Genomic DNA, 13,458 nt, shown 5'->3' with positions numbered 1-13,458 from the left:
CTAAAACATATTATTTGCAATTGAAGGGGATTTCTAAATTTATTTATGTTTTTTTTATTATAAATTATGTAATTTTTTAAAATTTAAATTTTTATGATTTTAACATAACTATTTGAATTTAAAGTAAATTTAAATTTATCCGACTTGACGAGTGTCTTTTAATTTTTCTTAAAATTAAGTTTTTATTAATTATATAGAATGATAATTCTTTAGAAGCACTATAAAATAGCGTTTATAAATTAAATTTATTTTTTTAATTTATTTAAAACAGTATGTTATGGTGGTTTTTTAAATTTTTGTTAAAAAAAAGACTTGATCTTTAAGCCGAATTTTGAAATTATACCTATGCAAATTGTGATCTATTTCCCACAATTTGTATTTCAGGTTAAGTGGTTATCACTAATGCTCATTTGCTATTTTTGCTTATGAGCATTTTTTTATGTGATTTTTTAATAGAACTACAAAGTTTGAAAAAAATTAGTTTTTTGAGTTCTCTTGGTAGCAGTAAGCTTATTTGTTCTTAGTAGTTTTTTTATAGAGAATAGTTAATCATATTGAATCGTCACCGTCGCTGTGGCTTTAACCTCACCTGCGGTCACATTGGTGGCAGTCTGATAGTAACGAGCAGTTAAAGGTATATCATATTCAACAGTTTGGTTGGAACTCACCATACCTATATTTAGTTTGGTTGATTTTTGAATCGGCTGATTTGCTCCATTCATATTCCATAACAGTTCAACACCCACACCGTTGGCTTTGATTGAATTCGCGGCACTGTTGTTAATCACCTGATTATTGGAGGTATCAGAATTATAATCAAAACTTAAGCTGATCGTATTGCTCGTAGCGATACCAGAGTTGTTTTCGCCACCATTACATAAGATTGATAGATTAAAATTCTGTTCCCCTTGGGTTGACCCAATCGCTCTAAAGCCTGATTTCATCACGGTTGGAAGTTGAACTAGTGAATCTACACCGTTTTGAATTTCACAAGATGAAGACGCAATAAGAATAGGGGCATTACTTAATACGGTAGTAGTTAAAAATGGGCGGTTCTGTTGTCCTGATACGTAATAGGTACTGTAACGGCCTGCGACTAGTGCTCCGGAGCCTGTTGTCATGGCAGTTTTAATAACTTCCATAACAAAATACCCAGGGGAAAGTGTATATGTTTGATTGGGTGTTAATGTACGTCTATAAGGATAATATCCTGAAAAATCTGAAGCATCGGCAGCTTCGCGATAAAGTCGAATACCAATACCCGGAATATTGGTGGCATAAACATTATTACCTATAGGACTAATTGGATAATTTAAGGGGAGAGCTGCAATAATTTGATCACTCGCTCGATTACAAGTTGCAGTCGAATTATTAGGAGATACTGTAAAAGTATTCTTTTGTAAGATCGTTCCTATTGGATCATTTGGTTTTACTACGATTTTACCTATATTCATCGGAATATCGACGGTAGTAAATCCTTTACTTAAATTACAATTTGCATTTGTATGGCTATAAGCAAATAGACTCACTGCCAAAAATCCAATTTTTTTTAAAATATTATTCATTTACAGACTGCCTTTGTCATAATAATTGGTTGGTTGTTTTGCTTTATTTGATCCGCTATATCGTATTCAATTTCACATTTTTCAGTACTCGTATTTCCCCATTTCACATATAAACGGTCATGGGTTAAGGGTGTTCGTAAATAAATGCGACTGCCTTGCGCGACAATACCTATTACTTCGTTATTCTGGTTGTACACTTGTGCGGCAAAAGGTAGATGTGAGCCATCTAATGTTGTTGTACTAATAAAAAGTGCATAACCTTTTTTTGTTGAGAATTGAACTTTAGTGATCGAGCCTGCATAGGGAGCAATCCGTAAACTGCTCTCACCAAGTTCAACTTGTGTGGACATATCTTGTGGATCAAGACTGATGTCATTCATACGATAAGGCGTAACATAAGGAATAACGGCATATCCCTTTTTGTTAATACTGAGCCCTGGTATATTACCGACTTGTGCTCCCGTAGCATCCGGTGCATAGACCAACACCATAGTTTGAGCCTGATCTGGCCCAAACAGAATTCCTTGGGAATGTGCAACAACATTGCCACTGAAGTTAAGCATTTCTTGTTGGTATGAATCTGCGTGACTTAATGAAGCACCAAGTGTTGTATAGTTTGTTTTATAGGTACCATTAATATTCAGGTTGGTTTGACCATGATCCTGATTAGAAATTGATGCGCCGTAGTTTAAGCGACTTCCTGTAAAGCCACTGAAACTTAAAGTCTGGCTATCCTCACCAATAACACTATTAAAAGTCAGAGAATTTTTCTTAAAATCTAATGGAAAAGATAAAGAAGCAAGGTACTGCGTATCTTGACCTGTGCGAGTGCCGCCTTCATTAATCTCACTGCTAATTGCGGATAAACTATAAGTTAAATCTTTAAATTGATTGCTATAACCTAATTGGAACTGTTTATTGGTCGTGGGTTGATTCCAATAGTTTGTCCATGAACCCACTAAATAAAAATTTCCCCATTGCTTTGGAAGAACTTGATTTAAAGTAATCTGGAATTCACTTTTTTGTTTTCCTACGGAAAAGCTATCAATATTTTGTTGTTGTAAATCTTGAATTAAAATTGCATCACGCAATTTGAGGTAGTTCTCTGTTGAATAGCGATAAGTAGCTAATGTTAAATTAGTATTTGTTGGAGAAAATAGTCGACTGTAGCTTAAACGATAACTTTGCCCTGTCATTTTAGATTGATGATCAAACTCAGCTTTTGATTGAGTGGCATCAAAAGAGACAGCTCCAATTGGTGTTGAAAAAGCTGTACCTAGTAATAAAGAGATATATTGCTGGGTCGCTTGAACCGCACTGTAAGTTGTGAGGTAATTATTAATTCCCCGTTGATACTTACCCTGTATCAGCCATGGAGTTAGGCTAAGGTTTGAATCTCGAAGCTGCCCTAAAGTAAAAGAGTATCGACTCATTTGAGGGCGTAGCATTTCGACGACAGAAGCATAGGGAATAGAGAATTTTTGAATTATTCCATTAGATTCAATTACCAAAACTTGTAGCTCGCCTCCAAACCCCGTTGGGTAAAGATCATTAATTTCAAAGTTTCCGGGTGGTACCGTTGTCTGATAAATTAAATTGCCTTGTTGCCTAACCTCGACTTTCGCATTGGTTTTTGCATAACCTCTCACTCTGGGAGCGTAACCGAGCATACTGTTTGGAAGCATTCGTTCATCACTTGAAATATTTACCCCGCGATACGGTAACGAATCGATAAAATCACTATTAGTAAAATAATCGCCTAAAGTCACAACGCCATGAATTTTCGGAAATGCTTTTTGTATATATGTATTCGTTGAAGTATAAGAAGAATTATCAGTTTGAAAATCAGTATGGTCTTGCCATTTCCATTGTCCATTATGGCGAAATTGCCAACTCGCTAAATTTGCTCCAAGATTCGTCCCCATAAAAGCATATGTACTTTCATGTTGTTCGTTAACTATCCGATAAGCAGTTGCGTTATATGTCAAAAAAGCTGCATTAATACCTCGATCCCAAAAATGTGGGTCGATATAGCCTTGTGCATTTTTTTCTAATGTGGCTTGGGGGATAGAAATATCAATTCTTAAACGGGAGCTATCAAATAAATAAAAAGCATTATCTATCCAAGTCCCAAGTGTGTCACAAGAAAGAGATGATGTATGAGAATGTTGGCTAAGCACCTCAGCTTTTACGCCATATTCTAGTAACATGGCTTCTGTGAAACAGGTTTCGGCATTTGCATTGGGAGTGTGTGCGTTAAAGCGCATACGTCGTTTACCCAGCCATTGACCATTAATATAGACATCTAAGCTATATTCACCAGCTAAGATGGGGTTTCCATATTTGAAACGGCCAATATCAATTTTTTGCGCATTACCTACTAAAAAATTACTATCAAACTCTGCTTTTGAGAAACCTGAAACATCGGTACTATTTTCGGCATATGCAGCCAAAGGCATAAATACCGCAATACTTGAGGCCACATAACAAGTAAAAGGGCTTTTTAAACATATATAAGGTATAAACCATTTAGACATAGTTTTAGAGCCTATTCATGATAGGTATTTAGGTTTTCTTAAGTAATACAGTAAGGTTAGAACTTTATTGGGTGCTCAGCTCTTCCACCATAATCATTGATATATACAAAGCTCATGTCTGCTAAATTTTTAGTTTTTAGTTTTATTTTATCTTCGGAAAAAGGGGCAACCATTAATCCTTGCTGTAATAAGTCTGTTTTATGGCCTTCACTTCCTTGAAAAATGGAGCTAATAGTTAGGAAAAAGGGTGTCGGGTTCTTTACTACTAGATATTGATCATTCATTTTCCATTGAACTTTCTCACTTAGTTGTTCAATATTTTCTTTTAGATTTATAGGGCGATAAAAAAATTTAATACGCGAACGAACAGCAAGCTGTAAAAAATTATTAGAAATAGAGGTATTTTGGTCTTGTTGAGTTTTTCCTTCCGGTTTAGGAGGTATATCTAAAACATTAAGCCAAAAAATAGATTCTTGTTGCTGATTTAATTGAGAAGTATTAGGCAGAGCTGTAATTCTTAAGGTCTGGCCTTTATTCGCTTCTACTCGTGAAATCGGGGGAGTAATAATGAAGGGCACATTTGCTTCATCGGGAGTCAACTTTGCATTTCCATCATCGATCCAAGCTTGAACAAGAGAGGGAGCTGTACCGTTATTACTCAGTTGCAAAGTGATCTCACGTGCATTGGAAGGATAAATGACACGAGTTCCATGTAAAACAATTTCAGTATGCCCTGTGGTAGTCAGTGCTACCTGTAGACAAACTAATCCCCAAAAAAACTTACGACCACGAAAAAGCATGAGTCATATTCTCAATAATGAATAATAGATAGGAGATAGCTTCTATCTTTAAATAGAAGCTTCAATTTTAATTTTATTGATAAATAATGGTGTATTTTACTTGCGATGTTACCGCACCCGCAGTTGAAGCACCTGTAGCATAGTATTCAGCATAATAGTTAAGGTCAGCATCACCACCTGCCGAAACATTCACCCATTGTGAGTTGGTCTGAGTCGCATTCGTGCCTGTAGCGAGTACAGGGATTACAGCATTATTACTGCCTAGCAACTGGATATTCACGTTTGTTGCCCCGCCCGAGGTTGCTTGGTTTAATAAACGACCAGTATTAAAATCAACGGTAGCACCAGGCTCAAAATAGGTGGCTACTTTACCAGCCGAAGCACAGTTCGTTAAATTAATTTGAAATGGGGTGCGGCCAGCTACATCACCTGCATTTTTTAAGGTTTGAGATGAAACTGTAGGCAGGTTAATTGTTAGATTTTTATCTCCAGTATCAATCGTACAAGTATTATCCGTGACAAGACCATTAATAGTAATTGTGCCATCTGCAGCTTGTGCATTTGTTATATTTAAGACAGAAACCGCCGCCATAAAAATAAATCTTTTCATAAAATCCCCAGAATAGCCTTTTAAAATAAATTCCATTACTTTTCAGCAAGTTTATTCTGCTTAAGTAAGGCGAAGGAAATATATCACTTTTCAACCAAAAAACAAGAAAAACATTATATTTATATATATTCTGATTGATTATTTTTATTATTTAATATTTTGGAAATATATTTTTTATCAGTTGGTAAAATAATGTGTGATTCATTTTTAAAATAAAATGAAAAAACTCGTAATATTTAAGTAATTGTATTTTATTAAATTAATCTAACTTTAAGACATTTAAGATAAAAGTTGCCCATATGTATGGTATAAATTATTGTTTTTTAACAATAAAATTATTTTTTAATTTATCTTGTGAATATATTTATTTTTTAAGAATTTTTTAAGATTCAATTCCTACTGTTTTAGTTGTAATTTAATAAAAGATAATCTGGAGTTTCGTTCCATGAATAGTATGAAGTATAGCTATAAACCTAATTACTTTTTCTTTGCTCATAAGCTAGTTTTGTTTTTAAAGGATTATCTCATTAAGCACCCAACGGAGCAGCAGACAACGTTTAACTTGCAAACGATTTATGACATCTTTAGTCATGATCTTGCTTCGAGTACAACTAATCTTGAGGGTATCTTAAATATTGCAGATGAATACGTCTTTGAAACAGAAGAAGGTTTACTTCCATTGATCAGTAAACACTCTGTTAATCTCAAGAATCATGTGCTTTCATTGGAGTTTTCACCACAAGCTTTGACAAGCTTATTGTCGGGTCGTTCTTTAGTGAACCCTAAAGCAGCTTAGATTCTCTTTTAAGGTAGAGTTAACTCATATAAAATTCATAAAATTTATTTTTAAGAGTGATTTATGAGTAAAGACTTTAAGGCTTTAACTTATATTGTGGATGATAATATAGCAGATACAGTGATTTGGCTCTTACACCATCAAGATGTTTTCGATTCTTTTAATTTTGATGTGTTGAGCCAAGAGTTGTCTGTAACACATGCAGCAGGAAAAGACATTATTCGAGTCGGGACATTTCTTAATGCCACTTATGGAATTTTAGTTACTTCTGTTTAAATAAAAAAGCCCTGAAGAATCAGGGCTTTTTTATTTTACTGCCTTGAGTTATGCGCTCATAGCATTTACTGATAGATCAGCAACTGTTGGTTTTGGTTTTTCTGCGGTTAAGCCGAGTTTGTTAAACAACGCTTGGTCTTTACCTTCACCTGCATTTGGTGTGGTGAGTAATTTATCACCAGAAAATAATGAGTTTGCGCCTGCCATAAATGCTAATGCTTGATCTGAATCACTTAATGACTCACGACCAGCGGATAAACGAATATAGCTATGCGGCATAATAATACGCGCAACAGCAATAGTGCGGATCCATTCAATTACATCAAGCTTCTCAACATCTGCTAACGGCGTTCCTTCAATTGGAACAAGCATGTTAATTGGCACAGATTCAGGATGAATTGGTAGGGTAGCTAATTCATGTAATAAACCAACACGGTCATCACGGCTTTCGCCTAAACCTACAATGCCGCCACTACAAACTTTCATGCCAGCTTGGCGAACATAATCTAGGGTATTTAAACGATCATCAAAAGTACGCGTGCTAATGATGTGTGAGTAGTACTCACGAGATGTATCTAGGTTGTGATTGTAATAATCTAAACCAGCAACTTGTAGACGCTCTGCTTGAGATTGGTTAAGCATGCCTAACGTCATACAAGTTTCCAAACCCAAAGCTTTTACTTCACGTACCATTTCTAAAACATAAGGCATATCGCGTTCATGTGGGTTACGCCAAGCTGCACCCATACAAAAACGAGAAGAACCTGAATCTTTTGCAGCTTTTGCTTCGCTAATCACTTTTTCTACAGCAATACGTTTTTCTGCTTCTAATTTTGATTCGTAATGTGCTGATTGTGAACAGTACTTGCAATCTTCAGGGCATTTACCCGTTTTAATCGATAAAAGGGTGCTGACCTGAATCGCATTGGCAGTGAAGTGCTCGCGATGTACTTGCTGAGCCTTGAAAACTAAATCCAAAAAGGGTTGTTCATATAAAGCTTGGATTTCTTCACGATTCCAATCATTACGTAGAGTCATTGTCATATCCATGATGATGGCATTAATTCACTACACATAATCATACAGAATTCGTATTAAAGCTATAGGGCAAAAAACATCATTTTTTTAATTTCATGACTGAAGTTGATTAAGTTGCTGTTCAATTGCCCAATCAATATGCACGTTGACAATATCATCATGCAAAATTTTGCCATTTTGTAGTTGAGCTACAATTTCCTTTGAATAAGGAGCATTTCCTAAACCGATAGCAATATTGCGTTTAAAAGATTGATAACCTGTCCGGCGGATTGGGCTGCCTTCCGTATTTGCCAAAAACGTAGTCTCGTCCCACTGCCAGATATCGAGTAGGCTGATGCTGTCTAATCCATTTCTAGGATTGAAATCGCTAATGGACGCAGTTTTGGCAAAACTGTTCCATGGGCAAATTAATTGACAGTCATCACAACCAAAAACTCGGTTACCAATACCGGCACGTAATTCTTCAGCAATAATTCCTTTATATTCGATAGTTAAATATGCAATACAACGCCGTGCATCCAGCATATAGGGTTCCACAATTGCTTGCGTCGGACAAATATCAATACAAGCACTACATGAACCACAATGAGAGGTCGTTGGGCCATCAAAAGGTAAATCGAGTGATGTAAATAGTTCACCCAATACAAAAAAAGAACCTGACTTTTTGTGAATGAGCAAAGTATGTTTACCCGTCCAACCCATTCCAGCACTTTCAGCCAATGATTTTTCAAAAATAGGGGCTGAATCGGCAAACGGACGCGATTCAAAATCACCAACTTTTTCACGAATTCGTGTGGCTAAAGTTTTCAATCGTCCCCGCATTACTTTATGGTAATCACGGCCACGTGCATAACGAGCAATAATCGCAGAATTTGGTTCGAAAGGTACATATCGAGGTTTTGGAGATTCGACAAGATAGTTCATGCGAACGCAGATAATACTTTTTGTGCCAGGAACTAATAATGTTGGATCAGCCCGCTTTTCTAAATTTTCTTCTAAATAGGTCATATCTGCATGATAGCCTCGTTCAAGATACTCTAAAAAACGTGGCATTTGCTCTTGAGCATCTGGTTTTGCAATGACACAATCAGCAAAACCCAAGTCTAAAGCTTGAGCCTTGATCCATGCTTTTAATTCATGAAGATCAAGTTGTTGCAACGCAATGCGTGATGTATCGGAAGATGTCATAAACCAAAACAGAAGAGGATAATAAAATGCAGACAGTAGTTTACCATAGCGATGATATTCAAGCATGGGAGCAACGCTGGTTTGCTGCGCAAAACTCATCATTAGGTTTAATGCAACAAGCGGCTTGGTCAATTGCTCAACAGTTAATTGAACTTTTTAAAGAGCAGTCTGTTAAAAATATTGCTGTTTGGTGTGGGCAAGGCAACAATGCTGGTGATGGATATTTTATTGCAAGCTACCTAAAGCAAGCGGGTTGGAATGTTGAAATCTTTGCTTCAAAAGTAGGAGCTTCAGCAGATTTACATCAAGCTGTGCAATTTGCAAAAGATCAACTGGTGCAAATTCATCAAGGTTTTGAACTTGCAAAGCATTTTGATTGTCATATTGATGCTTTATTTGGTATTGGTTTAAATCGAGAATTAAACACTAATTGGCAACAGGCTATTCAACAATTTAATGAACAAACTGGCCTAAAAATTTCTGTTGATATACCCAGCGGTTTGCAGGCAAATACAGGATGTGCTTTACCTTGTGCAATAAGGGCTGATCATACATTTACAGTTTTAGGGCTTAAAGCTGGATTATTTACAGGTCAAGGCAAAGAATACGTAGGCGAGCTTCATTTAATTGATTTAATTCCTATAGACCAAGAGCTGAAACCATTAGCTTATTTAACATCAACAAATATTAAACTTCCTAAGCGTATGGCATTTGGTCATAAAGGGAGTTATGGGCATGTTTTAGTCGTTGGTGGGCATGAACAAATGGGCGGTGCTGTAATTATGGCTGCCGAGGCTGCTTTTCATGCAGGAGCAGGTAAAGTCACGGTGAGTTGTCATCAAAACCATCATCAGGCTATTTTGTCTCGTTCACCAAATATTATGCTCCGTGATATGAATGCCTTAACTGAAAAGTCTATTAAAGATATTTTATCTCAGGTTGATGCAGTGTGTTTTGGAATGGGGTTGGGGCGTGATGATTGGGCAAAGCAGATCTACCGACAATGGTTTAATTTATTAAATCAGAGTGAACATCTGGAGATTGTTTTAGATGCAGATGCTTTATGGTTTCTAGCAAAGCAACCTCAAAAATTGAATACACATATTTATTTAACACCTCATCCTGGAGAAGCTGCAACATTGCTTGAGTGTTCTACTACTCAGATTGAGAATGACCGAATCTCTGCGATTTATGCCTTACAACAAAAATATGCAGGGCAGTGGGTGCTTAAAGGAGCAGGTAGTCTGATTTTAGAAGATACTCTTTATATTTGTCCCCAAGGAAATGCGGGTATGGGAACTGGAGGAATGGGCGATGTACTTGCAGGCATGATCGCGAGTTTAAAAGCACAGTTCCATAAAACAATTGCATTACATGAAATTGTTACCCTTCATGCTCAGGCTGGTGACCAACTTGCAAAACAAGGTATGCGGGGTTTACAGGCTTTTGAGATGAATCAGACAATTACTCAAGTAGTGAACCAATAAAGCTTTAACGTCTGCGACTGCTAGAGCGGCTTCGTCCACGTGCCATACCACCTAAGGCATTAAGGACCGACAGTTTGCTCATACTTCCAGATGCATGAGCATGGCAAATTGCTGCTGCTAGTGCATCTGCTGCATCTGCCTGAGGTTTAATGGTCAGGTTAAGTAATCGCATGACCATCATTTGTACTTGTTCTTTGTCTGCGGCTCCATAACCTACAACAGATTGTTTAATTTGGCGCGCAGTATATTCTGCAACTTGCAAATCTAAATTAACTAAAGCGGCTATCGCTGCACCCCGTGCTTGACCAAGTTTTAGAGCCGAATCAGGGTTTTGAGCCATAAACACTTGCTCAACGGCAGCTTCAGTTGGACCATGAAATTTAACAATACGTTCAATACCAGCAAAGATACGTTTTAAGCGTTCGGGCATTTCCTTAGTTTCTGTTCGAATAGTACCTGCATCGATAAAACGTAGTTTGCTCCCATCTTTTTCTATGATTCCATAACCTGTTAAGCGTGAACCAGGGTCAATCCCAATAATCAAAGACATGCGAAGGCTTACATAAATAATTTAAAGGTATTGTTACATACCAAAATATGATCTGCATGAGTTATTTAAGCAAGTTACTTATGAATGGTTATTTTTCGTTTTTTTAATAGATTCTATTTTGGTTACTACAAAGAATAGTTTTTCAAGATTTCTAAAAAAGATAAAATTCTTTAATAATTGACAGAATTCTAGTTTAGTGGAATATTTGTCTATAATTTTGGAAATGGAATCTGTGGGTGCATGGAAGATATTAATATTCGCATCGCACAGCAAGTACGTGAACTGCGTTTAGCTCGTGGATATACCCTTGATGTTCTTGCTACACGATGCCAAGTGAGCCGTTCCGCAATTTCGTTAATTGAAAGAGGTGAGGCCAGCCCAACAGCGGTTGTCCTTGAAAAGCTAGCAAATGGTTTGGATGTACCTTTGACTCAACTCTTCGCTAACCACCAAGGTAATCAATCACCTCAGCCCATTGTTCGGCGTAGTCAACAATCAGAATGGAAAGACCCGGAAACTGGCTATATTCGCCGTCAAATTTCACCTCCAAATTGGAAGTCTTCATTTCAGATTGTTGAAATTGAGTTTCCAGCTCATTCACGAATTACTTATGAAATTAGTGAAACCTCTAAGGTGGTACAACAGCAACTTTGGGTAGTCAAAGGGAAAATTGATATTCAATTAGGTGAATCTTCTTATGCTTTAAGCACAGGGGATTGTTTGGCAATGCAACTCAACCAGCCCGTTATATATAGTAATAATTCATCTCAAGTCGCACGCTATATTTTAGTCGTCTCTAGTCAACTCGTCTCTGCTATTCAGGAATCTTTATGACCTTTTCCCTCAATTCCAATTTTCGTTTAATTGATTGTAATGAAGCAGAACATTCAGCGGCTATATTAGAGATTCTGAATGAAGCAATTATCAATTCTACCGCTCTATATGACTATTTACCGCGCTCTGAAGAGTCGATGAAAAACTGGTTCGCAGTTAAAAGACAAAATGATTTTCCCGTCATTGGTATTGTTGATGAGACTGATAAGTTATTGGGTTTTGCGAGCTGGGGAACCTTTAGGGCTTTTCCTGCCTATAAATATACCGTTGAACATAGTATTTATATTCATCATGAGCATCGTGGTAGCGGACTAAGCAAAATTTTAATGCAAGAGCTGATTAAGCGAGCTCAAGAGGCCGAGCTACATGTATTGATTGGTTGTATTGATGCGACCAATCAGGCAAGCATTGGCTTACATGAAAAAATGGGCTTTATCCATGCAGGTACTTTTAAACAAGTCGGTTTTAAGTTTGGTGAATGGCTGGATGCTGCTTTTTATCAGTTAAATTTAAATACGCCATTACATCCAGTTGATGGCTAATAAATTAGGTTCAACTTTTAAAATTAAAGAAATAGCCCAATCTATGCTTGGGCTATAGAGTTCAACTTATAAGATACCCAGTTGTTCTAAGCCTTTATAAGCAATTTCTTTGCGAATAGAGCTAGGAGTTCCTTTTTTCATTTCTAAATTAAGTGAGAATGCGACAATTTCTCCTTGTGGTTGAACGACCCAGCCTGTTAACCAACCAACTTGTGGTTCAACATCCCATCCCCAACCACTTTTGGCATAAATTTTACTTCCATTTTTTTCTTCTATGAACACCATAGATTGAACTTGTTCTTGTACATTTTTGCTAAATGGAAGCGTTTTATGGGCTAATTGATAAGCAAATTGGGTTTCTTGTTGAGGTGTAATTTTTAGAGGGCCAACGAGCCAAAAATTATCTACTTTTGAACCAATGTTAGCATTACCGAAAGCAATTCGTTTCACCTCTTTGGACATAAGATTCAGACCAATTCGTCGGGCTAATTCTTGATAAACTGGAATAGCAGAAGCTTTCATGGCATCGCCTAGTGTCATGTCCTTTTCCCAATCAGGAAATAAACGTTTTTGCCCATCCCATTTAAACACTTCAGTTGTCGTTACCTTATGATGTTCAAGTCCAATCAAAGCATTTAACATTTTAAAAGTAGAAGCGGGAACATATTCGGTTGATGCTCTTTTAAGATCATTGCCATAAATTTCTTCTGTTTGCCCGCGCTTAATCACCAAAACACCTGTGGTTTGTGCTTGATCAAACAGTGATTTAATTTCTTCTGAATTTTTATTGGCAGAAATAGAATGTATTTGATGTTGTTTTACCGAATTGGAAGAACAAGCGGATAAAAATAGGAGGTTTATTGCAACGATAAGGGCTTTTTTATACATAATCTGACTAAATTTAATTTGAAGTATTACTAATTAATTTAACTTGAATAGAGCTGTCTTTAGATAGGTGAAATGTAAGCTATCTATGAAGGTTTATATGTAGGTATTACTTTTAAAGTCCTCCAAAAGTAAAGCATAAACAAAGGAATGCTCCTAACTTTGCTAAGCAAATAAGACTTTATTTGACTAAAGAAGTTCTTTTTTGAACGAATTCTCGCTCAAATAGAGTAAAAAAATTAAAATCTGATTGAAGTGGCACTTGATAAAGTTGATACAGCACTCATTAATAATAAAGCATGTTTGTTTTTATCGAGTTAAAATCAAATATACTCCAGTATTGCAGACTC

The 13,458-nt window shown here is 36.5% G+C and carries 13 protein-coding genes; 5 read left to right on the top strand and 8 right to left on the bottom strand.

Translation table 11 applies throughout. The features are described 5' to 3' along the window. Positions 1 to 545: 545 nt before the first annotated feature. From AC07M3_RS02770 to AC07M3_RS02755, 4 genes are all read right to left on the bottom strand, one after another. On the bottom strand, positions 546 to 1,565 hold the full coding sequence (locus AC07M3_RS02770) for a fimbrial protein (protein WP_494566444.1): 1,020 nt from the start codon (positions 1,563 to 1,565) through the stop codon (positions 546 to 548). Beyond that, complete coding sequence (locus AC07M3_RS02765; protein WP_494566443.1) at positions 1,562 to 4,102, bottom strand: fimbria/pilus outer membrane usher protein; 2,541 nt, start codon at positions 4,100 to 4,102, stop codon at positions 1,562 to 1,564. The genes AC07M3_RS02770 and AC07M3_RS02765 overlap by 4 nt, the downstream gene beginning before the upstream one ends. 56 nt (positions 4,103 to 4,158) lie before the next feature. Beyond that, positions 4,159 to 4,902, bottom strand: coding sequence for a fimbrial biogenesis chaperone (locus AC07M3_RS02760; protein WP_494566442.1), 744 nt, complete (start codon positions 4,900 to 4,902; stop codon positions 4,159 to 4,161). A gap of 73 nt (positions 4,903 to 4,975) precedes the next feature. Further along, positions 4,976 to 5,512, bottom strand: a complete 537-nt coding sequence (locus tag AC07M3_RS02755; RefSeq protein WP_494566441.1) for a fimbrial protein — start codon at positions 5,510 to 5,512, stop codon at positions 4,976 to 4,978. A gap of 445 nt (positions 5,513 to 5,957) precedes the next feature. Between AC07M3_RS02755 and AC07M3_RS02750 the strand changes: the two genes are divergently transcribed. Both AC07M3_RS02750 and AC07M3_RS02745 read left to right on the top strand, forming a co-directional pair. Continuing rightward, complete coding sequence (locus tag AC07M3_RS02750; RefSeq protein ID WP_133746198.1) at positions 5,958 to 6,308, top strand: hypothetical protein; 351 nt, start codon at positions 5,958 to 5,960, stop codon at positions 6,306 to 6,308. 63 nt (positions 6,309 to 6,371) lie between these two features. After that, a complete protein-coding gene (locus AC07M3_RS02745) occupies positions 6,372 to 6,584 on the top strand; it encodes a hypothetical protein (protein ID WP_494566440.1) in 213 nt (70 codons plus the stop codon). Positions 6,585 to 6,632: 48 nt separating this feature from the next. Here the strand turns inward: AC07M3_RS02745 and bioB are convergent, their stop codons facing one another. Together bioB and queG are read right to left on the bottom strand one after the other, a co-directional pair. Continuing rightward, the gene (gene bioB, locus AC07M3_RS02740) at positions 6,633 to 7,622 is read right to left on the bottom strand and encodes a biotin synthase BioB (RefSeq protein ID WP_004642579.1); all 990 of its coding nucleotides are present in this window, start codon (positions 7,620 to 7,622) and stop codon (positions 6,633 to 6,635) included. A gap of 93 nt (positions 7,623 to 7,715) precedes the next feature. Then, complete coding sequence (queG, locus tag AC07M3_RS02735) at positions 7,716 to 8,810, bottom strand: tRNA epoxyqueuosine(34) reductase QueG (protein WP_494566439.1); 1,095 nt, start codon at positions 8,808 to 8,810, stop codon at positions 7,716 to 7,718. Between the two features lie 26 nt (positions 8,811 to 8,836). On the opposite strand from queG, the gene AC07M3_RS02730 reads away from it, so the two are divergent. Then, positions 8,837 to 10,297, top strand: coding sequence for an NAD(P)H-hydrate dehydratase (locus AC07M3_RS02730; RefSeq protein ID WP_494566438.1), 1,461 nt, complete (start codon positions 8,837 to 8,839; stop codon positions 10,295 to 10,297). A gap of 4 nt (positions 10,298 to 10,301) precedes the next feature. Here the strand turns inward: AC07M3_RS02730 and ruvC are convergent, their stop codons facing one another. Continuing rightward, complete coding sequence (ruvC, locus tag AC07M3_RS02725; protein ID WP_003651385.1) at positions 10,302 to 10,847, bottom strand: crossover junction endodeoxyribonuclease RuvC; 546 nt, start codon at positions 10,845 to 10,847, stop codon at positions 10,302 to 10,304. Between the two features lie 240 nt (positions 10,848 to 11,087). Here ruvC and AC07M3_RS02720 point away from each other — a divergent pair, with 240 nt between their 5' ends. Both AC07M3_RS02720 and AC07M3_RS02715 read left to right on the top strand, forming a co-directional pair. Further along, positions 11,088 to 11,681 (top strand): helix-turn-helix domain-containing protein, encoded by a 594-nt coding sequence (locus AC07M3_RS02720; protein WP_494566437.1) that lies wholly within the window; start codon positions 11,088 to 11,090, stop codon positions 11,679 to 11,681. After that, entirely contained in the window at positions 11,678 to 12,223 is a 546-nt protein-coding gene (locus AC07M3_RS02715) for a GNAT family N-acetyltransferase (protein WP_494566436.1), read from the top strand. Before AC07M3_RS02720 ends, AC07M3_RS02715 begins: the two co-directional genes overlap by 4 nt. Positions 12,224 to 12,289: 66 nt before the next feature. On the opposite strand, the gene blaOXA is transcribed toward AC07M3_RS02715, so the two are convergent. After that, positions 12,290 to 13,111 (bottom strand): OXA-213 family carbapenem-hydrolyzing class D beta-lactamase, encoded by an 822-nt coding sequence (gene blaOXA / locus AC07M3_RS02710; protein WP_494566435.1) that lies wholly within the window; start codon positions 13,109 to 13,111, stop codon positions 12,290 to 12,292. Positions 13,112 to 13,458 lie beyond the last annotated feature (347 nt).

Source organism: Acinetobacter sp. GW821-FHT09D10 (assembly GCF_059416285.1).
The sequence above is the reverse complement of the archived record's forward strand: the minus strand, read 5'-3'. Positions and strand labels throughout refer to the sequence as shown.